Annotated in this window: 22 protein-coding genes, 3 tRNA genes and 2 pseudogenes; 11 read left to right on the forward strand and 16 right to left on the reverse strand. The window is 52.1% G+C overall.

The window, feature by feature from the left end; all coding sequences use genetic code 11:
* Positions 1–22 precede the first annotated feature (22 nt).
* From pgsA to GM30_RS24775, 5 genes are all read left to right on the forward strand, one after another.
* Entirely contained in the window at positions 23–571 is a 549-nt protein-coding gene (gene pgsA / locus GM30_RS17160; RefSeq protein WP_038153316.1) for a CDP-diacylglycerol--glycerol-3-phosphate 3-phosphatidyltransferase, read from the forward strand.
* 147 nt (positions 572–718) lie between these two features.
* Positions 719–794: transfer RNA gene (locus GM30_RS17165), tRNA-Gly, on the forward strand.
* A gap of 46 nt (positions 795–840) precedes the next feature.
* A tRNA-Cys gene (locus tag GM30_RS17170) sits at positions 841–914 on the forward strand.
* A 13-nt stretch (positions 915–927) separates the two neighbouring features.
* A tRNA-Leu gene (locus GM30_RS17175) sits at positions 928–1,014 on the forward strand.
* 256 nt (positions 1,015–1,270) lie between these two features.
* Positions 1,271–1,834 carry a tyrosine-type DNA invertase gene (locus GM30_RS24775; RefSeq protein ID WP_072094158.1) on the forward strand — a complete coding sequence of 188 codons (564 nt, stop codon included), beginning with the start codon at positions 1,271–1,273 and terminating at the stop codon, positions 1,832–1,834.
* A 293-nt stretch (positions 1,835–2,127) separates the two neighbouring features.
* Here GM30_RS24775 and GM30_RS17185 read toward each other — a convergent pair whose 3' ends face one another.
* The 8 genes from GM30_RS17185 to GM30_RS17215 form a co-directional block, all read right to left on the reverse strand.
* The gene (locus tag GM30_RS17185) at positions 2,128–2,733 is read right to left on the reverse strand and encodes a DUF2913 family protein (RefSeq protein WP_049849614.1); all 606 of its coding nucleotides are present in this window, start codon (positions 2,731–2,733) and stop codon (positions 2,128–2,130) included.
* A gap of 22 nt (positions 2,734–2,755) precedes the next feature.
* Positions 2,756–3,694 carry a glycerophosphodiester phosphodiesterase family protein gene (locus GM30_RS17190; RefSeq protein WP_049849615.1) on the reverse strand — a complete coding sequence of 313 codons (939 nt, stop codon included), beginning with the start codon at positions 3,692–3,694 and terminating at the stop codon, positions 2,756–2,758.
* Entirely contained in the window at positions 3,694–4,647 is a 954-nt protein-coding gene (locus GM30_RS17195) for an ATP-grasp fold amidoligase family protein (protein WP_049849616.1), read from the reverse strand. The genes GM30_RS17190 and GM30_RS17195 overlap by 1 nt, the downstream gene beginning before the upstream one ends.
* Positions 4,644–5,405, reverse strand: a complete 762-nt coding sequence (locus GM30_RS17200; RefSeq protein ID WP_049849617.1) for a hypothetical protein — start codon at positions 5,403–5,405, stop codon at positions 4,644–4,646. Before GM30_RS17200 ends, GM30_RS17195 begins: the two co-directional genes overlap by 4 nt.
* A 31-nt stretch (positions 5,406–5,436) precedes the next feature.
* On the reverse strand, positions 5,437–5,595 hold the full coding sequence (locus GM30_RS26320; protein WP_155484004.1) for a hypothetical protein: 159 nt from the start codon (positions 5,593–5,595) through the stop codon (positions 5,437–5,439).
* A gap of 1 nt (position 5,596) precedes the next feature.
* Positions 5,597–6,061, reverse strand: a complete 465-nt coding sequence (locus GM30_RS17205) for a CaiF/GrlA family transcriptional regulator (RefSeq protein ID WP_049849618.1) — start codon at positions 6,059–6,061, stop codon at positions 5,597–5,599.
* 11 nt (positions 6,062–6,072) lie between these two features.
* Positions 6,073–6,501 (reverse strand): hypothetical protein, encoded by a 429-nt coding sequence (locus GM30_RS17210; RefSeq protein ID WP_049849619.1) that lies wholly within the window; start codon positions 6,499–6,501, stop codon positions 6,073–6,075.
* 429 nt (positions 6,502–6,930) lie between these two features.
* Positions 6,931–7,500: a tyrosine-type DNA invertase gene (locus GM30_RS17215; protein WP_049849620.1), complete on the reverse strand. Its 570-nt coding sequence runs from the start codon at positions 7,498–7,500 to the stop codon at positions 6,931–6,933.
* A gap of 547 nt (positions 7,501–8,047) precedes the next feature.
* Here GM30_RS17215 and GM30_RS17220 point away from each other — a divergent pair.
* The gene (locus tag GM30_RS17220; RefSeq protein ID WP_476691226.1) at positions 8,048–8,854 is read left to right on the forward strand and encodes an EAL domain-containing protein; all 807 of its coding nucleotides are present in this window, start codon (positions 8,048–8,050) and stop codon (positions 8,852–8,854) included.
* A gap of 31 nt (positions 8,855–8,885) precedes the next feature.
* Here the strand turns inward: GM30_RS17220 and GM30_RS17225 are convergent, their stop codons facing one another.
* Positions 8,886–9,080 carry a hypothetical protein gene (locus GM30_RS17225; protein ID WP_049849622.1) on the reverse strand — a complete coding sequence of 65 codons (195 nt, stop codon included), beginning with the start codon at positions 9,078–9,080 and terminating at the stop codon, positions 8,886–8,888.
* A gap of 106 nt (positions 9,081–9,186) precedes the next feature.
* On the opposite strand from GM30_RS17225, the gene GM30_RS17230 reads away from it, so the two are divergent.
* On the forward strand, positions 9,187–9,852 hold the full coding sequence (locus GM30_RS17230) for a YecA/YgfB family protein (protein ID WP_049849623.1): 666 nt from the start codon (positions 9,187–9,189) through the stop codon (positions 9,850–9,852).
* Between the two features lie 24 nt (positions 9,853–9,876).
* Here the strand turns inward: GM30_RS17230 and tyrP are convergent, their stop codons facing one another.
* Positions 9,877–11,088, reverse strand: coding sequence for a tyrosine transporter TyrP (gene tyrP / locus GM30_RS17235; protein WP_049849624.1), 1,212 nt, complete (start codon positions 11,086–11,088; stop codon positions 9,877–9,879).
* A gap of 192 nt (positions 11,089–11,280) precedes the next feature.
* On the opposite strand from tyrP, the gene GM30_RS17240 reads away from it, so the two are divergent.
* Positions 11,281–11,520: a YecH family metal-binding protein gene (locus GM30_RS17240; protein ID WP_049849625.1), complete on the forward strand. Its 240-nt coding sequence runs from the start codon at positions 11,281–11,283 to the stop codon at positions 11,518–11,520.
* Positions 11,521–11,558: 38 nt separating this feature from the next.
* Here the strand turns inward: GM30_RS17240 and ftnA are convergent, their stop codons facing one another.
* The 4 genes and pseudogenes from ftnA to GM30_RS17255 all read right to left on the reverse strand — a co-directional run bounded on the left by ftnA (position 11,559) and on the right by GM30_RS17255 (position 14,716).
* Positions 11,559–12,056: a non-heme ferritin gene (gene ftnA, locus GM30_RS17245; protein ID WP_049849626.1), complete on the reverse strand. Its 498-nt coding sequence runs from the start codon at positions 12,054–12,056 to the stop codon at positions 11,559–11,561.
* A 181-nt stretch (positions 12,057–12,237) separates the two neighbouring features.
* A pseudogene (yecR, locus tag GM30_RS17250) lies at positions 12,238–12,508 on the reverse strand (YecR family lipoprotein).
* Between the two features lie 106 nt (positions 12,509–12,614).
* Entirely contained in the window at positions 12,615–13,064 is a 450-nt protein-coding gene (locus GM30_RS27400; RefSeq protein ID WP_338011800.1) for an HD-GYP domain-containing protein, read from the reverse strand.
* Positions 12,953–14,716 carry a transporter substrate-binding domain-containing protein gene (locus GM30_RS17255; RefSeq protein ID WP_238582676.1) on the reverse strand — a complete coding sequence of 588 codons (1,764 nt, stop codon included), beginning with the start codon at positions 14,714–14,716 and terminating at the stop codon, positions 12,953–12,955. Before GM30_RS17255 ends, GM30_RS27400 begins: the two co-directional genes overlap by 112 nt.
* A 208-nt stretch (positions 14,717–14,924) precedes the next feature.
* Between GM30_RS17255 and GM30_RS17260 the strand changes: the two genes are divergently transcribed.
* Positions 14,925–15,563 (forward strand): RpiB/LacA/LacB family sugar-phosphate isomerase, encoded by a 639-nt coding sequence (locus tag GM30_RS17260; protein WP_049849627.1) that lies wholly within the window; start codon positions 14,925–14,927, stop codon positions 15,561–15,563.
* A gap of 44 nt (positions 15,564–15,607) precedes the next feature.
* Here the strand turns inward: GM30_RS17260 and GM30_RS17265 are convergent.
* Positions 15,608–16,952: pseudogene (locus GM30_RS17265) on the reverse strand (MFS transporter).
* 146 nt (positions 16,953–17,098) lie between these two features.
* On the opposite strand from GM30_RS17265, the gene GM30_RS17270 reads away from it, so the two are divergent.
* Positions 17,099–17,350, forward strand: a complete 252-nt coding sequence (locus tag GM30_RS17270; protein WP_049849628.1) for a DUF2766 family protein — start codon at positions 17,099–17,101, stop codon at positions 17,348–17,350.
* A 74-nt stretch (positions 17,351–17,424) separates the two neighbouring features.
* On the opposite strand, the gene GM30_RS17275 is transcribed toward GM30_RS17270, so the two are convergent.
* Complete coding sequence (locus tag GM30_RS17275) at positions 17,425–17,928, reverse strand: non-heme ferritin-like protein (protein WP_049849629.1); 504 nt, start codon at positions 17,926–17,928, stop codon at positions 17,425–17,427.
* 701 nt (positions 17,929–18,629) lie between these two features.
* On the opposite strand from GM30_RS17275, the gene GM30_RS17280 reads away from it, so the two are divergent.
* Positions 18,630–19,610 (forward strand): arabinose ABC transporter substrate-binding protein, encoded by a 981-nt coding sequence (locus tag GM30_RS17280; protein ID WP_049849630.1) that lies wholly within the window; start codon positions 18,630–18,632, stop codon positions 19,608–19,610.
* Positions 19,611–19,666 lie beyond the last annotated feature (56 nt).

A 19,666-nucleotide genomic window follows, 5' to 3' on the forward strand; every position in this document is an offset into this window, starting at 1 on the left:
ACAACAGATAGTTACCGTCACCATGCAATTTAATATCCCTACGTTGCTCACTCTGTTTCGCGTCATCCTTATCCCATTCTTTGTATTGGCGTTTTATCTGCCATTCACCTGGGCACCGTTTCTGTGTGCGCTGATCTTCCTCGTCGCCGCGGTCACCGACTGGTTCGATGGTTTTCTGGCGCGTCGCTGGAACCAGAGCACTCGTTTCGGTGCCTTTCTTGATCCGGTGGCCGATAAAGTAATGGTGGCGATCGCGATGGTGTTGGTGGCTGAGCATTATCACACCTGGTGGGTAACGTTACCGGCGGCCACGATGATCGCGCGGGAGATCATTATCTCTGCGCTGCGTGAATGGATGGCGGAACTGGGTAAACGCAGCAGTGTGGCGGTATCGTGGATCGGCAAAGTGAAAACCACCGCGCAGATGACCGCGCTGGTATGGATGCTGTGGCGCCCGAACGACTGGGTGGAATGGGCCGGTATTGGCCTGTTTTTCGTCGCCGCTGTGCTGACGCTGTGGTCCATGTTGCAGTATCTCAACGCGGCCCGCGGCGATTTGCTTGAACAGTGATCGTTTCGCCGCAAAATTCAGCAAACGATCCTGAATGCGAAAAATATCGTTGACTCAGTGCGTCAGGTAAGTAGAATGCAACGCATCGAACGGCAGCGTAGATTGCCAGACGGTAATGAAATCAAGTGATTAACCAATCTTGATTATGCGGGAATAGCTCAGTTGGTAGAGCACGACCTTGCCAAGGTCGGGGTCGCGAGTTCGAGTCTCGTTTCCCGCTCCAGTTTTCGACATCGGCAATTTCGTTTTGCGGGTGTATGCAGTACTCAGGCGCGTTAGCAAAGCGGTTATGTAGCGGATTGCAAATCCGTCTAGTCCGGTTCGACTCCGGAACGCGCCTCCACTTTACATCCCGAGCCCGGATGGTGGAATCGGTAGACACAAGGGATTTAAAATCCCTCGGCGTTCGCGCTGTGCGGGTTCAAGTCCCGCTCCGGGTACCATTGGGATAATCGAATAAAATCAATGATAAGCAGTGTCGTGTAACCGCCTCGTAAGGCGGTTTTTTTATAACATTTGCTTCACTTCCTGATATCCCCGACGGCTTTTAGCGTCATCCACAACCCATAAACTTTGTCTGTTCCAGGAATAACAATGCGCGTTTAATTGTTACTATCATGTAAGCTAATTTATATGGTTGTATAAAGAAATGTGTTGTACATTACCGGATATGCTGAAATTTCATGAAACGGAATTCTTATGAATGAACGTAAGTATCTTACGCGGCAAGAAATTCAACACATGGAAACTGCAACTTCAACACGCCGATATGCCATTCGGGATCGCTGTTTAGTCAGGTTATGTTTTATTCATGGGTTCCGTGTCAGTGAATTACGCAGAGTTTTGCTTTCAGATATCGATATTGAAGGGCGCTCGATATATATACGGCGCCTGAAGTGTGGTCTCTCAACTATTCATCCTTTAGCGGAAGCAGAAATTCAAATATTATTAGCCTGGTTAGGGGAAAGGCGACGCTGGCGAAATGCGGACAGCCCGTATCTTTTTATCTCTCAAAAGGGCGATTTACTTTCAAGAGGCTATATTCATGGCCTCTTCCGGGCCCTGGGCGAAGAGGCTGAGCTTGGTATTCCGGTACATCCGCATATGCTGCGCCACGCCTGTGGTTATGCTCTGGCTGACCTTGGCGTCGATACTCGCCTTATTCAGGACTATCTGGGGCACAGAAATATCAATCACACCGTAATATACACAGCAACAAACCATAAGCGTTTCTGTAGTGTCTGGAAAAAGTCAGGGATGTAACGGTAACTTTAAAAGAAGCATTTTTTTTGCTTTAACAGAATTAATTAATTAGATTCTCAATGATTGATAGTGTTTTTTTTTGGATTGCATCTCTCAGGTATTTTATAGGTTCATTATGTGTGCGTCGCTATAAGACATCCTTATCAGAGGTGAGAATGACGTTGATACGATGGTGAGATAAAGCCAGCATTATTAACAGGGAAAGGTACGAAGGGATAAATACCGGGTGCGGAGAGTGAAATGGAAACATACGATCATCCTTTTTTAAAATCTGTCGGGTAAAATGCGTTAGGTTATTCGGTGGACCTGAATGACGTCCCGGCCATTTCCCGGCCGGACACCAACTGATAGCAATCACGAACAGGTAACAGTCGCCACTGGAAATCTTCCAGCAGAGCGGCGAGGGCTTCCTGGTCGCCGGTGACCAGCAGATTTAATGGCTGATGCTGGCTGCCGTTGTCGTCAAAGCCGTTGTCCAGCTCGCGTTTTCGCAGGTAGATACCGTTTACGCCGGCACTTAACTGGCGTTTATGCCGGTTTTTCCATTCTTTATCGCTTAGCAACATGTACACCCAGTGATGCTCTTTTATGGCATTCAGTGCGCGGCTCAGCCGAAGCAGGTCGTTTAGCTTTTCGGTTTCGCTAATACCGGTTTCATAGATGAAAAGCAGCGTCTCTCGCAACCGTGCCTGAGAACTGTGCTGCCGCCCTTGCTGCAACAGCCAGTCGAGGTCGCTGGCGACACTTTTCGGGAAACGGCGCTGGTGCCGGGCATTGGACAGCCAACGGACGAGATACAAATCTTCTGCGGCGATGGTGTCAATCTGCTGATCCTGACGGGCAATACCGAGCGAGACAAGGGCACACCAGGCCAGATGTGCGCTACTGTTATCGAACATAGTCGCATTCTCCTGAAGGGGGTTACGGCCAGGTATGGAGGTGGCGCTGCTGCGGCATAACCCTGGTGCTTTTACTCTCTGATGAGGGCGTAATCCACAGGAGTGAGCTCACCAACACACCGTCGGCATGCAGAGTGGTCGCGAGATCCAGATCATGCTGGTTACGTATTCCCGACAGGATCAATTTCGCAGGCCCGGAGGCTTGCAGGCAGGTCAGGGCGGCTTTATTCCACTGTAACCAGACGAGGGCGGGTGGTGCAGGGGCCCCTGTGACGTCTGCCACGGAAACCCGCTGTCTCAGTGGGGAGGCGTGCCAGCGGGGATAGGCGGATTTACGGGTTAGCAGGCAGCGGCGGGAGACCACGGCACGAATGAGTGTATCGCGGGTCAGTTGCTGCGATTCAAAACGACGGATGGCTATCGGGAGGGCATCAAGAAGTGCTGAATCAGCGGCATACACTCGGGTGCGTTTCAGGCTATCGGTGCGGGCCAGCACCTGCTGCAGGGTTTTAGCGAAACGCTTAAACTCAGCATGTGGTGCGCGGATCTCAAGGTAAAATGTTGTGCGGGGGAACATTTTTAGCATCTCTTCCAGATGGGGTATACCCATCGCTTTGTGACGAAAGGGAAACCCTTCCTTTTCCCCGAAACGCCAGCCAGCATCGGCAGTTTTCAGGTTGTCGGCAGTGACCTCTTCTACGGGGCCATAGTGGTTGGTCAGGACGCTCAGGTCATCGGGACGGTAGAGCACCGGCACCCCATCGGCGGAGACCCTCACGGTGACCCACAACGCGCCAGCACCGTTGGCCAGTGCTTTACGAGCGGCGTACAGGGTGTTTTCCGGAGCATCAAGGCCAGCTGCATTGAAGGCGATGATCTCTGGTCCCGCTGAGGCGCAACTGCCGGAACCGAAGAGTGAAGCGAAGAGTAATAAGCAAAGACACCGGCTGAAATATCGCATCACAGGTCATCCCTCTCCGATAAAATATTGCTGTAGCAGGAAGGATCGCCGACCCGACAGAGTGGTGAGGGGAGACGCCAGAGATTGCCAAACTCGATGTCCCAGTAATCCGGCAGGAAGCCCCGTCTGCCGTTAGCCGGGATGAGAGTAAATTCGCTGAAATAGAGGTTGTCGCCGCTCAGGTAGAAATCGATACGACAGTAGTCAAGTCTGGCGGCGAGCGTGGCGGCGGCTCCGAGCATTATTGCAAGCTTACCCGGTACCGGGGGATTAATGGGAATACCGGGGTAACCCATTTCAACCTGCTGGCGAGACCACTGCGGATCATAAATGCCTGAATGACGCACTCCGGCCGCGTTCAAAAACTCCACTTCCAGAAAGTGGGGCTTTCCGTGAAAGCAGTGCACATGCCAGACGTCAGCGGTGTAGCCCTGATACTGCGTATGGCTGGTGTCGATGTATTCCTCGCACATGATGACGGGGGAGATATTTTTGTACTGCCATTCGCGGGTGGTGTAATACATATTTCGCTTCAGGCAAAAATTGAGCTTGCGGAAGGTCGCCGCAAAATCATGGGTATTTTTACCGCGGCAGACGACGGTGCTACCGGCGTCATGGTTGCATTTGAGGACAAAACGGTCCGGGAGGCTATCCAGCGGGATTTCCTCCGTGGTATCCCAGATGCCAACCAAAGGAACCAGGTATTCGCAGCCCAGTTTCTTGCGAACTATCTGGCGCGCCTGGATTTTATCCGCCATTGCGGTAAATGTCGGATCGTGCGGTTGAAGCGCACGGTACATGAGCTTTTCATTGAAAGTGATTGGATGTTGCATGTCCGGGCAGTAGCCGAAGTTCCTCACGAAGCGATTTTTGCGGTAGTGATAATCGCTGATAAACAGACATGAAAATTTTTTGAGCAGATATTCTATATATTTCAGGGTGTAGTTTGTCACAGCTGTCCCTCCCGCAGTTTTATGTGCGCTGCGATCTTGTGCTTCAGCTTTCCTGCCTTTTTCCTGTCCATGGACAGACCGAGGGCGGCATACAGCGCCACGTCATGCTCTACCCCCAATTTCTTCATGATGACCTGCTTGCGGCGACTCACGGTACGTTCAGGCATGCCAAGCAGGACAGCGGTATGAGAGACGTGGCCAGTAAGCGCGATGACGGAGATCATGGCGTAATCATCCAGCGACAGGGGCGGGCGCCGAACGGGACTGCGTCCATATAACTGCGCGCCGAGCAGATGCAGGTCGCCGTTGTGCTCAAGGCCCGCTTTGGCTATTGCCCGGACTTTCTGCGTGCTGACGGTGCGGATGTCCCGGCACAAAAGCTCACTCACCTGCGTTACGCTAAGGCCTCCCAGCAGCAACAGCAGAACTCTGGCCTCGCATCGGGTGAGATGGTGTGAATGGTCGTGCGCCATGTCGGCGGCAGGCTGCAACCCCAGCGCTGACAGCAGAGGCTGGCAGGCATCGTTTATCCGTGAATCGCTGACCCGGATATTCAGTTTCGGATGCGCCTGCCTGACCAAATACAGATACCAGAGCAGGGTGGTGATCAGGTCTGGCGCGTCATCCGGGCTGAGCTCGCCCGTCACGTAGTGGGTTTCACGTAGCGGTACATCCGGGAGCGGTGGGCAGTGTGTACGGGCAATAGGATTGCCTGGAACGGCAAAATATTCCTTGTGACCATTGATTATCAGATACATAGCATCTATCACTCCTGTGATTAAGTCATCTTCAGAGGTAATTCCACCCGCACAACGGGCAGTCGCTCAGCAGTAACAGCAGCAGGAGAATAATCGGGACGGCGATGCCCACGATAATCATCAGGGCGGCAATCAGAATCATCTTTTCGCTGCTGAGGGTCGGGTTAAAGGAGGGCAATCTGAATTTCATGTCATACTCCTTCGAGTAAACTGCCGGGTACCGGTTCGCCTGTACGGCGGGAGACCATCCACCGGCGCAACTGGTGTAATGGAGTGGTCTGGCTGGCGAGGCGTTGCAGATGTTTGCCCTTATCCGGAGCGGCCCGGGGGCGTTCGCGAATGGCGTCAAGGGCTGAGATATTCACACCCAGAACGCGCAATCCTTTGCAAGTGATCGTACGTCGCAGACCCGGTACGGTCATAACAATGCACTCCGTGGTGATGCGGTCACGTGCCTCGTGGCGGATGTAGTGCAGTGCATCCCGGGCACGTTGCTGGGTGATGCGAAATTCGCGGCTGACTACTTCTGTCGTCAGGATCTTGTTGCACCGTAATCCCCAACAGGCCACAGCCATATAAAGCGGGCTGTGGTCCAGATCCTGGATATTGTCAGGAAGCAGATGGCCGTCCGGATAAAAGGAAACGATATAGGTCATATCTGGCTCCATCAGATCAAAAGGGTCGCCGCAGGCGGCATGAGATAAGCTATGTTGAAAGCGCAATACCCTGTGCAGAAATTGTTCACCGTCTGTGGGTTGAACGTTAAAGAACCTCCACGGACGAATGCACCACCGGTCAACCAAAATCCCCGTTCGCTGTCGCAGACGCCAATGCGGTTATCTGCGTATGTATCGCTGGTCGGATGGTTTATATTCGGTTCGGGTTCGGGCTTATTGCTTAATATCGCCACGTACCTGCCATCAAGGGTCAAACTATTAATGATGGTGGTTTCATTTTCCTCGATATAATCGGTGTCGATAGCGGATGCCTCTTTCGATATCAGAGGGGTGTTCTTGATATTAACGGCACCGCTATACATTGTGAGCAGGAGGCCAACTGCCAGGGTTATTTTGTTTACTTTATTAAATATTGTCATTTCCTTGCCATTCCTTGTAGTCACAGTGGTGACTACTCCAGAGACATTTAAGGGTGTACTTTGTCTAAACTTGTCTTTTTTCATTCGGTTACGTACTAATGACGATACGAAAAATGCGACAATTTGGACCATTTTGTCGCATTAATTGTTTTGTGCTGTTAATAATTTATTGGCAGCATATTAATCTGTTATTTTTATTGTTATATGGCTTCTTTTAGATGTATTCGCTAATAAACTGTGTGCTGTTAATGATTTGTAAGCTGAGGGAAACTCATGACATGACAGAAGTATCAGGCAGGGCGCCAGGTTAGCGTTATTGTATGTAATTGATTATTTTGAATATGAAGGGAATTGTGCAGCAAAAATAATATTTATATTGACTTAAATAAGGCCTAAATTAATATATATGACACTTTGGTCCAAAGTGTACTATTTTCGATTAACCCCTTTCTGCCATAATCCCGTAAATCGCTGCGGATTACTGGCTGTATATATCACTGTATGCCGAATATTTCGGTGTCCCAGATAATCCTGAATAAGTCGAGTGTCTGCCCCTGAATCTGCCAGTGCATAACCACAGGCGTGGCGCAACATATGCGGATGCGATGTCACACTGATATTCGCCGCCTCGCCGTAGCGTTTTATCAGTGTGTAAACATGTTTGCGGCTCAACTGTCCGCCTTTCTGTGACAAGAATAGCCACTCGCTGTCTGCGCCACGCATCTGATTGCGCTGTTTAATCCAGCGTTTCAGATGAGGTAACTCGTCTTGTGTTAGCGGATGTACCGTAGAAAATCCGCCCTTCAGACGGCGAATGTATATCACCTTGTCGCGGAGGTCGATGTCTGATGTTCTGAGTTGGCAGGCTTCGCTGGCGCGCAGTCCGTGAAGGAAGCACATCTGTATCAGACACCAGTCCCGCTCCGGGTATTTCCCGGCGAGAGAGGCGGAAAGCATTTCGTTGATCTCACTCGTCGTGAGATGTTTGCGATTTGGCATTACTGACTCCATAAGTATTTAACGCCCCTGCACCGGCGCTGTAATTGTTAATAAATAGTTAAAAGTTAAATAGTAAGCAGGCGGAAGAGAATAGAGTTTTTTCGCCTCAGGGGAAGACCGTTGGCCAAAAAAGAGCATTAATCGCTTAAAAATCAATAACAGGAGTACCGGGGGAAGAGGGGGGCAGAGGATGAAAAAGATCCTGACGGGGTATCTTCGTTTTGCAGGCGTGATCGTTTTTTCACTGCTAATGCTGGTCTTAATGCATTACGTGATTATTCACTGGCAGGCTAAAAAGGAACAGGCATGTGCCCGGAATATTATGACTCGGGTCGACGTTGTATCTCATCAAATCCGACAGACCATCGGCCGCAATCAGCTACTGAAATCTACGCACTGCAATGATGAGCTACTGGAAAAAATGCGGTCAGAGACCTGGCGGGCATCGTTTATAGAGGATATCGGTATCCTTCATCTCCCAGGTTTGCTGTCTCTTTCTGCGGGTGCGCTTACCGTCGTGGTGTTGCTTTCATTTCTGACCGGCAGCATGATTGTCTGCATATTAAGCCGCCTGCGGCAAACGTTCCGATCACTGGAATACCGGCTGAATAAAGCCATTCAGACGAAAGCCTTGTACCTTGAATATCAGCCTCTGGTACGCCTTCGGGACTGCCGCATTGTCGGGGCTGAAGCGCTGGTGCGCTGGCGCGACAGCCATTATGGCCAGGTTTCGCCGGATCAATTTATAGAACTGGCAGACAGGCTGGGGCCGTCCGCACCGCNAGCACCGCTGACCCGGCTGGTCATTACGCGTGCTCTGGTCGAGATGTCTTCCGTGCTGCGCTCAGACAACATGTTTTCGCTGTCGATTAATCTCAGTGGTCAGGAGACGTTGAATGAGAATACAACGAGGTTTCTTGATGAGCAGCTCAGAAATTTCAGGGTACCGCGTCCGAGAATAAAAATTGAAATCACCGAGAAAAACGTGCTGGATTTCACAGCTCTTGTCCGCTTTACCGCTGCACTTAAACGTCGTGGCTATCAAATCGCGCTGGATGATTTCGGAACGGGATCGTCAAACCTGGTCTGGTTGCGTGACGTCCCCTGTGACGACGTTAAAATTGATAAAGTTTTCATCGGCAATATCGAGGATGAAAATAATCGCATGATTTTTACTGCCATCCTCAAGATGGTGTCCGCCTTACATAAAGGGGTGGTGATCGAGGGAGTGGAAACAGAAGCCGAACTGGCGTTTATCCGGGATAACGCGCCGGATGCCCTGGTTCAGGGGTGGTATTTTTATAAGTCGTTGTCGGCCACATCGTTGCGTGTATTACTGGCGGCGCAAAGCTAACACCGCCTGAAAGCGGGAAACCGGTCAATGCCTAATCCACATTGTTAAAATAATCGCGCGCGGCGACATCAATCTCTTTCGCGTCAATGCCTGTCTTTTGCGTTATCTGTTCAATAAACTGCCTGAAGTTCTCGCTGCTGACATTGCCGCCGTCCCAATGGGCGACATAGGTCGTGCTCTGATAGCGATAGAAATGGATGGTTGTGCTGCCGAACGTGTAATACATGAGCGTCTCCTGTTCAGGGTGTGATAACAATATCCCCCGGACAAAGAGAAATTTCTACCGGTTTTGATTAAAATAGCCGCCCCCTATTTCCTGAAGAGTACCCGTAATGAAAACCGGACCCCTGAACGAAAGCGAACTCGAGTGGCTGGACGACACGCTGGCAACCTACGGCAACGAGAAATCCGTCATCGATGTTTCTGAACTGGACGGCATGCTGACCGCGATTCTTTCGGCGCCTTATGATATTGAGCCTGCCGACTGGTTGCTGGCGGTGTGGGGCGGGGCTGACGCGGTGCCGCGCTGGAAGGATGAGCGCGAACGCGATCGTTTTATCAACCTGACGCTGCAGCATATGAGCGATATCGCCGAGCGTCTTGGTGAGTACCCGGATCAGTTCGAGCCGTTGTTTGGCACCCGCGAAGAAGAAGGGCAGATCCTGACGATTGTTGAAGAGTGGTGCTTTGGCTACATGCGCGGCGTGGCGCTGGCGGACTGGTCTGGTTTGCCGGACGACCAGCAGCGTGCGCTCGACGCCATCGCCTTACACGGTAAAGAAGACCACTTCGAACGCCTCGACACCTTTACTGCAGACGAGTTTATCGACAGTATTGAGCAAATCGCCCCGGCGGCCCTGTCGCTTTTCGATTACTGGACGGCGCACCCGAAAGCGCCGGTGGTGCAGCAACCGGTACGTAACGACGTGAAAATCGGTCGCAACGATCCATGCCCGTGTGGTAGCGGGAAAAAATATAAAAACTGTTGTCAGAAATGAAAAAACGGCCGAAAGGCCGTTTTTTTATCCCACCGACGGAAGCAGCCCGGTGGCAATGCAAAACTGTACGGCAATTACCGCAATACCGCAGGCGAAGACCAGCCATAAGGCGAGACGGCCCCCCGCCACGCGCCAGGCCGCCTCCGGGTGACGCTGACGGCTGCGTAACACCAGCAGCGAAGGGATGATCAACGCCAGCACCGCCAGCGCCACGCCCGCATAGCCCAGCGCCATCACAAACCCGCGCGGGTAGAACAGCGCAAAGGCCAGCGGCGGCAGGAAGGTGATAGCCCCGGTCTGCAGACGACCACGAACGGTGTTCTGCCGCTGGAACAGATCGGCAAGATAATCGAACAGACCGAGCGCCACGCCGAGGAAAGAGGTCGCCAGCGCCAGATCGGCAAACAGGTGTACCGCGAGTTCTACATGTGGCGATGCCACCACTTCACGGATCGCCTGCAGCAGGCCGTTCAGGCCATTGTGGTTCGCCAGCAAAGTGTTAAACACCGGGGAGTCGATGCTGCCGAGCGTGGCAAGCTGCCAGAAGATATAGGCTGCCAGCGGAATAAAACTCCCCACGATAAACACGCGACGCAGTTTACGCACATCGCCGTTCAGATAGCTGACGATACTCGGTACGCTGCCGTGAAAGCCAAATGAGGTAAAAATGACCGGGATCGCCGACAGCGCCAGCCCTTTCTCTACCGGCAGCGTCAGCAGGTTTACCTGATGAATATGCGGTAACAGCAGTGCAAGCATGATGATCAGGAAGATGATTTTGGCGCTGAACAGAAAGCGGTTGAAGAAATCCACCAGCGAAGTGCCAACGCAGATAATGCAGCCGCCAACGAGGGTGAACAGCAGCACGCCGGTCGCTGGTGACAGGGACACCGACAACCACTGGTTCAGGCTGGAGGCCAGCAGTTCACCGGCACCGCTGATGTACGCCGCGGTTAACGCATACATTAAAAACAACATGCTGAAACCGGTGATCCACTGGCCGTAGCGCCCGAGATAACGCAGCGCCAGCGAACCCAGCCCGGTATCGGCAGGCACGTGTTGATAGACTTCCAGCAGCAGCAGGGCGGTGTAACACATCAGCCCCCACAAACACACCAGCAACCCCAGAGTGACACCAAATCCGACACCCGCAGAAGCCAGCGGCATTGCCAGCATCCCTGCGCCAATCGTGGTGCCCGCAACGATTAAAATACTACCAAGAATGCGGTTCTTCACGCTTTCCTCTGCCACAGAACGTCATAACAACAAAATATGCCGCGCAGCGTAGGGGAAATCCACCGTTTCGTCAAATATGAATTACAGTGACTGTACTGAATACTTTACGGTTCAGAAGTGTGCGCACATCCTGCGCTAGCGCAAAACATGCACATTAAATACCGTTTATCGTCTGTGTTTTCAGGAGGAATTATGCAATCAGTACATGGTCATGATGTGCTCAACATGATGCTTGAATCGGGCGAGGGCTACACCACAGAAAGTCTGGAAGCGGCAATTATTCACCGTTTTGGCGAACAGGCGCGGTTTTATACCTGCTCAGCAGAAGGAATGACCGCCGCTGAACTGGTGTCATTTCTGCAAATGAAAGGAAAGTTTATTCCGCAGGCGGCGGGATTTACGACGCACAAAAGTAAAATTTGCCGTCACTGAATCAATAAAGGCGGCAGTAAAACCTGCCGCCTTCAGGCTTAGTTTTGTGTATCGAGAGTCGACAGTTCTTTGTCGATGAAATAAAGCCCTTCACCGCTCTGGCCGACCAGCGACAGTTTGTCGATAACCGATTTAAACAGTTTTTCTTCTTCGTGCTGTTCAGCCACATACCACTGCAGGAAATTAAAAGTCGGGTAATCCTGGTGGGTCATGGCCGCGTGTGCCAGTTCATTAATTTTCTGCGTGATGAGCTGCTCATGCTCATAGGTTTTACGGAACAACTCAGCCAGTGAGGAATATTCTTCGAACGGGCTCTGAATGGCCGTAATACGCGGCAGGCTGCCGGTGTCTGTCAGGTAATCAAACAGGCGCTGCATATGCGTCATTTCTTCCTGCGCGTGGCGGCGCAGAAACGCAGCGGCACCTTCGAAGCTATGGTAGCTGCACCAGGCGCTCATCTGCTGGTAGAGCAGGGAAGAAAAGAGCTCAAGGTTCATCTGCTCATTGAGTTTTTCAATCATTTCAGATTTCAGCATCGCATTTCTCCGGAAATAACAAACGGTTCAGATTATTGTGCGGCTCACTATAAGTTGTTATCTATTTATTTGCAAAAGGTAAAATAATAAAAAAACAATGAGTAAAAATACGAATGGGAATAACACGCATTGCCGATAAATAATCAATAAAAAGCCGACCATCGTGTGTCGGCGTTTATTATTACCAGTAGCCGTTATATTTAGGCTGAGTTATCGCGATACCGCGACACTGATATTGGATCGTCACGCTATTATTNGCCGAGCTGTTGACACTGCTTAGTCGCTGTCCCGTTAGCCACATAATTATCGGTCCGCGCGGACTGCAGCATGGCTTGCCCGTAGGAGAGACGCACGACCCCGCTGTTCGCATCAACGTTACTGACCTCCGCCTGGCGCGTGATAGTGCAGGCGGATAACGAAACAACAGCGGCGGCAAGAAGAAATTTATTCATGGTATCGCTCTGAAAGCACGGAAATCTTCCTATCGTAACCGCCGGCGGCGATGGCAATCCGCAGAATAACCGCTGGATCGGTGCTCAGTTATCGCAACGGCAAGCGCTAATCGGCGCGGGCGTCATAGATATCGCGGAATTTCGGATGCAGCTGTCGGAAGAGCGCAATCAGCTGCGGATCGAAATGTTTCCCGGCGCCTTCGAGGATCACCCCACAGGCATGTTCGTGGCTGAAGCCCGGTTTATAGACGCGCTTTTGTCGCAGTGCATCGTACACGTCCGCCAGCGCCAGAATGCGCGCTTCGATAGGGATCTGCTCGCCCTTCAACCCTTCCGGGTAGCCGCTACCGTCCCATTTTTCATGGTGGTAATGAATGATATTTTCCGCGATGGTCCCGAGACCAAGCCCCTGAATAATCCGCCAGCCTTTCAGCGTATGAAGCTTCATTTCGCTGAACTCTTCCGCCGTGAGCGGCCCCTCTTTACGCAGAATGCGCTCGGGTACCGCAATTTTGCCCACGTCATGCAGCGAGGCAAACCGCTCAATGTCTCGCACAATGCGATGCGGCAGNCGTCGTGCGCCCGGTTCACTTTTTCCATCGCTTCAACAATGCTGCGGTTAACCAGATGATTTTTCTTGATTTGCCGACGCATCAGCAGCACCAGGAACAGGCTGAACACCACAGTGATGAGCAGGATCACGCTGATCACTTTAAGCGTGTTTTTACTGATATCCAGCGTCATCGGAGTTTCGCGATGTCGTTCCAGCTGGGCTCGCAGGCTGGAGATGCGGTGCACTTCGGTTAACAGCGAATGCAGCGGATGACCCGGCGCCACCCAGGCGCCGATGTGATCGTCGGAGCGCGTCAGCCCGGCCACTTTGAGGATCCCGCGAAACAGCTCGTTGCCGCGCAAGGCCAGTTCCAGTGAACTGAGATCGCCAAGAATGTAATCAACGCGGTGGTTATCAATGGCGTCAAACAGCTGATCGACGGTATCAACCGGCACCAGCGTAATGTCGTTGCCAAAGTGCTCCCGCAGATACAGGCTGGCATAAGAATCGCGCAGCACCCCGACGCGCTGAAAACGGATCTGCTCTTCATCGCGAATAAAAGGCTCATCGATGCGGGTATACCAGGCGTTATGCCAGGATTGCAGCGGGCCGATAATGCCGCTGGTGTGGAGCGGATTCTGGTCGCTGAGAATATCTACCAGTCGCACCGGCCAGTTCTCTTTGCGCATGCGCGCCACGTAGTTATCCACATAATGTACGTTGACCTTAATATGCAGCAGTTCCTGCATATCCTTGATCATTTCTATCGCCGTACCGTGATAGCCGCTGCGGTCCTGCCAGATCAGCGGCGCGAAGTTTTCGTTTTTCGGCAGCCAGATGTCCAGTGTGTTCTGTTCAATCCACGCGCGCTCCTGCGGTGTCAACTGGATACGGCTGACCAGGTAATTGCGACGGCTGTTTTCTTCCAGTTGATGTAGTTTGCCACTTTGCTGCCAGTCGCTGATGAGCTGGTTAATATCGTTGCGGGTGTGTTCTAATTCGGGGCTGAAACCAATAGTGACGGGAATGCGGAGATCCGGGAACGGGCGGGAGATAGCGTAATAGTGCTGGGTGTCATCCATCTCCGAATCGTCATTAATATAGTAATCGGCCTTTCCGTCGCGCAGCAGGTCAAAACCTACCTGGCTGGCATCAACCAACAGCACGTTGCGGAATGTCAGTTCGGGATAGCGTTTTCTGACCTGGTCGAAGGTGGCGTCATTGCGGCGGAAAACAACCCGCGCATGGTTTAAGTCATCCGGCGTGTCGGCATTACGGATCAAGCTGGCGGCCACCACTTCATTATCAAATAAGCGCATTGAGAGGATTTTTGTGGTCGCGCGTTCTTCGGTGCGCAATACACCCGCGTACAGACCAAAACTGTTTTCGCTAAAGCGGCGGTTTATCTCTTCGCCATTGACCGGGTGAAGCTGGAAGTTATAACCATATTTCTCATTAATGGCCTGAAACAGATCCTGGTAGTAACCCTGATAATGGCCGTTAGCATCGCGCCAGAATTCGAAATTTTCATCGTCATACAGCCAGACAGGCACCGGCTGCGGCGCGGCAAACAGCGGTGCAGAGCAAAACAGGAAGAGAAGGACCTGTAATGCGTAAAGCGACTTTTTCAGTAACAGACGCCAGCAATGATTCACGGAAGGATCCTGTTAACGTGTGCAGTATTAATCAGTCTAACTAACGGTCACCACGGCGGATAGATCTTTTTATTAACTTTTCGTGGTTATCGAGGTTGAATTATAAAACCATTTTTCATTAAATTTGAAAGTGAGTTTATTGAATAGTAAGGTGAGAGCCAGTGTGCTTATTCATTGCGGGTTTCCCGCCGTAATCAGGAGTGAAGACATGAAAATTGCACTGATGATGGAAAACAGCCAGGCGAGCAAGAACGCCATCATCCTGAAAGAACTGAACGCCGTTGCTGGTGAAAAAGGGTTCCCGGTTTATAACGTGGGTATGAGCGATGAACAGGATCATCATCTGACCTACATTCACCTCGGCATCATGGCCAGCATTCTGCTGAATTCGAAAGCGGTGGATTTTGTCGTCACCGGCTGCGGCACCGGTCAGGGCGCGCTGATGTCGCTGAACATCCACCCGGGCGTGGTGTGCGGCTACTGTATCGATCCGGCGGACGCGTTCCTGTTTGCGCAGATCAACAACGGTAACGCGCTGTCACTGCCGTTCGCCAAAGGTTTTGGCTGGGGCGCGGAGCTGAATGTGCGCTTCATTTTTGAGAAAGCGTTTACCGGACGCAATGGTGAAGGCTATCCGCCAGAGCGCAAAGAGCCGCAGGTCCGCAATGCCGGTATTCTGAATCAGGTGAAAGCAGCGGTGGTGAAAGAGAACTATCTCGATACCCTGCGTGCTATCGATCCTGAACTGGTGAAAACGGCGATTTCCGGCCCGCGTTTCCAGCAGTGTTTCTTTGAAAACGGTCAGGATAAAACCATCGAGGCGTTCGTCCGCGAAATGCTGGCGTAACACGTCGCATTAAAAACCCGGAGAGCGCCACGCTGCCGGGTTTTTTACCGGCTTTTCCGCGACACCGCGCTACCGGCATCGCGGGTCAGCTGCAGCGTATCGACCATACCCGCCAGGCAAATCAAGGCGATAAACACAAAGGCGAGGCGGAAGCTGATGCCGGGTAACGTTGTCAGATCCAGCCAGTCGCTCACCTTTTCCCCCAGACGAATCCCGATCGCCCCCAGCGTGATGCCAAGCCCGATGGCGAGCTGCGTTGCAGTGCTGAACAGCGTGTTGGCATAGCTCATCTGCGGCGGGGCGACATCAGCGAATGCCAGCGTGCTGATACCGGTAAACTGAATGGAACGGAACACGCCGCCAAGGTAAAGAATAAGCAGCGTCAGCCAGACGGGTGTTTGCGGCGTCAGAAACGCACAGGCCAGCAGCGCCAGCACGTTCAGCGACCCGTTAATCAACAACAGTTTGCGAAACCCGAGCCAGCGGATGAGCGGCGTCGTGGCGGGGTTAATGGNNCGGCAGCAGAAACGGCACGGCGCTGATTGACGCGCGGAACAGCGAGCCGCCATACATCGTGATGCGAAAGGTAGCGATTTTCAGCGAATCGAGGCGAATCATCGGCCAGGCCGCGCGGCGGAAATGGCGCAACGCAAAGGCAAATGCCAGCGCGCCGACAAGCAATAAACCCGATGTCTGCACCCCTGGCGACGACGGTGACCCGAGCATCTCCATCGCACAGACCAGACAGACCATTGCCAGCGCTGTCGCCAGAAAACCAGGCAGGTCGAAGGGGCGACGCTCGGCTTCGCGGATAACAGGAATGATGCGCAACGCGAGCGCAATCGCCAGAATGCCCAGGGGAACGTTGATAAAGAAAATCCAGCGCCAGCTGGCGTAGCGGGTAATAAATCCGCCGAGTGCCGGGCCGATAATCGGCGCGACCAGCGCGGGCCAGGTGAGGGTGGCGATGGCGGTAATGAGCTGGTGTTTTGGCGTGGTACGCAGTACCGCGAGGCGCCCTACAGGCACCATCAGCGCGCCGCCGACGCCCTGCAAAATGCGCATGGCGACGAAGCTGTCCATGCTGGTGGCGAGGCCGCAAAAGACCGAGGCGAGAGTGAAAATCGCCAGCGCGAGGCTAAACACACTGCGTGCGCCGAAACGGTCGGCAATCCAGCCGCTGGCGGGGATCAGCACCGCGAGGGTGATCAGATAGGCGCTGATACCGATATTCAGGTCAACCGCCTGTACGGCGAAGGTTTTTGCCATATCGGGCAGGGCGGTTGCGATGACGGTCCCGTCGAGAAACTCCATAAAAAACGCACCGGCTACCAGTAAGGCGGCGGGTGAAATCCCTCGTGATCCCTGCGTGGAGAAATTGTCATTCACTGTCGGTTTGCCATCGCTGCTCAAGGTTGGTGTCCCGTTGCAATTTTTATTGATACTTTTACCGTTTATCGCAAGTCATGTCTAAAGTTGCCTCGCGTCGGCCGCAATTTAGGGTACTATGGCGCTCCGCAAAGAAGGAGCAAAAAATGACGCAACAACTTACCGCCAATGATGAACTGGTTTCTGACGTTGTGGCCTGCCAGCTGGTGATTAAACAAATTCTGGATGTGATCGACGTAATTGCGCCTGTCGAAGTGCGCGAGAAGATGGCAACTCAGCTGAGATCAATTGATTTCACGGGCAATTCCGCCGCCGTCGACCCGGTCACCCGTCGTGCCGTGCAGAAAGCGATTGCGCTGATTGAACTGAAGTTTACCCCGCAGGGCGAAGCCCACTAGCAGGCTGGAAAGGTCGGACAATAAAAAGTTCCGCTTCCGGCATAACCAGAAGCGGAAAGAAAAGTGGGGCGCAATTAATGCTTCTGGAATTTCACCACGTTCAGCAAATGCTGATCGGCTTGTTCCACGCTCAGACCCGCCTGTTTAGCACTGCGTACTTCTTCAAGGATCGTTTGCAGTAACAGGCCATCCTGCTGCTGTTCTTTTTCCAGCAGGTGGAGGAAGCTCAGAATCGTACCGTCCTGAATGGCCTGCGCTTCTGCCGCCAGGGCGGAGAGCGTATTGCTGCGCTGCTGGTGTTCCTCGAATGATTTCACGAACAGATCTTCCAGCGTGGAGCAGGTCGCGCCTGACGTATCCACGCCTTTAATAACCGGCCATGCGCCGGACGTTTTCATAAAATCAAACATGCGCATCATTTTGGTGACGTTCGCCTGAGCCTGATTACGCAGGAATATGGCGGTGCCGTTCAGACGATGCTCGCTGCACCAGTCGCTAAAACGCAAACACAGGTTGGAGGCATAGAACTCCAGGTTCATTTGAGCATTCAGTTTTTGCGCCATTCCATTGACAGTCATATTAATATCCTACTAATTACAGGTTGAAACATAATAACGATAAGAGGCGTCGATGCGAAGCGTATTTATATCGACGGGAATAAGCATAGCGCGAATTGGAAAATAAGAAAATACTTAACTTTTGCTATTTACCTTTCGTTACAGGAAGTCGAAATAATTCATTTTTAGGAGTTTGTCTCGATCAAATATTTCATATATGGCTGATATGTAATACAAAGATATTATTGATATGAAATGGCTCAGGGTATATATCAGAATATCTCTCGTTACCGGTAAAATTAAAGAAAATCTTAACGAGAGAATTCGTTAATTCAATGTTGATCGTTCGATCTTTTTACGCCATTGACTCCGTTCTTTCAGACTAATTCTCACCATTTTGTCGTAGCAGAACAGCGGGCATCCCAGAGCTGACGGGCTTACAAGGATAAGTTAGCTGACCACATGGATTATTCTGTCATGGCACAATGCTATTGTATGATGAATGCGTTAAAAATTATGTCATTTCTCGCTGAATCTATGCACTCAATTACTGTAATTCTGCGGTGTGATGGGGCTCTCTCATGGATAATTAATTTCCCGCTATTAATAAAGTCACATGGGCATTGTTGCTGTGATCGATGCTAATGCGTTGTTTTATGTCCGAATAAATTCAGAAAGCAGATTTTTCCCTACATAAAAGAGCACTAAAGCTGGAGTTTACCATGCACAAATTTACTAAAGCACTGGCGGCGATCGGTCTCGCTGCGGTTATGTCACAATCGGCTATCGCAGAGAATATGAAACTGGGTTTTTTGGTTAAGCAGCCCGAAGAACCCTGGTTCCAGACCGAATGGCGTTTTGCCGATAAAGCCGGTAAAGATTTAGGATTTGACGTGATTAAAATCGCCGTGCCAGACGGTGAGAAAACGCTGAATGCGATCGACAGCCTTGCCGCCAGCGGTGCGAAAGGATTTGTCATCTGTACGCCGGACCCGAAACTGGGGCCAGCCATTGTGGCGAAGGCGCGCAGCTATGATATGAAAGTCATTACCGTCGATGACCAGTTCGTGAACGCGAAAGGGAAACCGATGGAAAACGTTCCCCTGGTGATGATGGCCGCCAGCGAAATCGGCGCGCGTCAGGGTCAGGAACTGTATAAAGAAATGCAAAAACGCGGCTGGGATGTCAAACAAACCGGCGTGATGGCGATCACCGCCGATGAGCTGGACACCGCACGCCGTCGCACCACCGGTTCGATGGACGCGCTGAAAGCGGCTGGCTTCCCGCAAGCACAAATCTACAAAGTACCGACCAAATCAAACGATATCCCCGGCGCATTTGATGCCGGTAACTCCCTGCTGGTTCAGCACCCTGAAGTCAAACACTGGCTGGTGGTCGGTATGAACGACAACACCGTGCTGGGCGGCGTACGCGCCACCGAAGGGCAGGGCTTTAAAGCGAACGACGTGATCGGCATCGGCATCAACGGCGTGGATGCGGTGAACGAACTCTCGAAAGCGCAGGCCACCGGCTTCTACGGTTCGCTGCTGCCCAGCCCGGACGTTCACGGTTATAAAACCAGTGAGCTGCTTTATAACTGGGTCACCAAAGGCGCAGAACCGCCGAAATTCACCGCTGTGACCGACGTTGTGCTGATCACGCGTGACAATTTCAAAGAAGAGCTGGCGAAGAAAGGGCTGTAAACGCACACCGGCTGCCCTGGCATGAGTGCGGGGCAGCCGAACGCGTGCTGAACTTA

Source organism: Trabulsiella odontotermitis (assembly GCF_001188485.1).
Taxonomy (GTDB): domain Bacteria; phylum Pseudomonadota; class Gammaproteobacteria; order Enterobacterales; family Enterobacteriaceae; genus Trabulsiella; species Trabulsiella odontotermitis_A.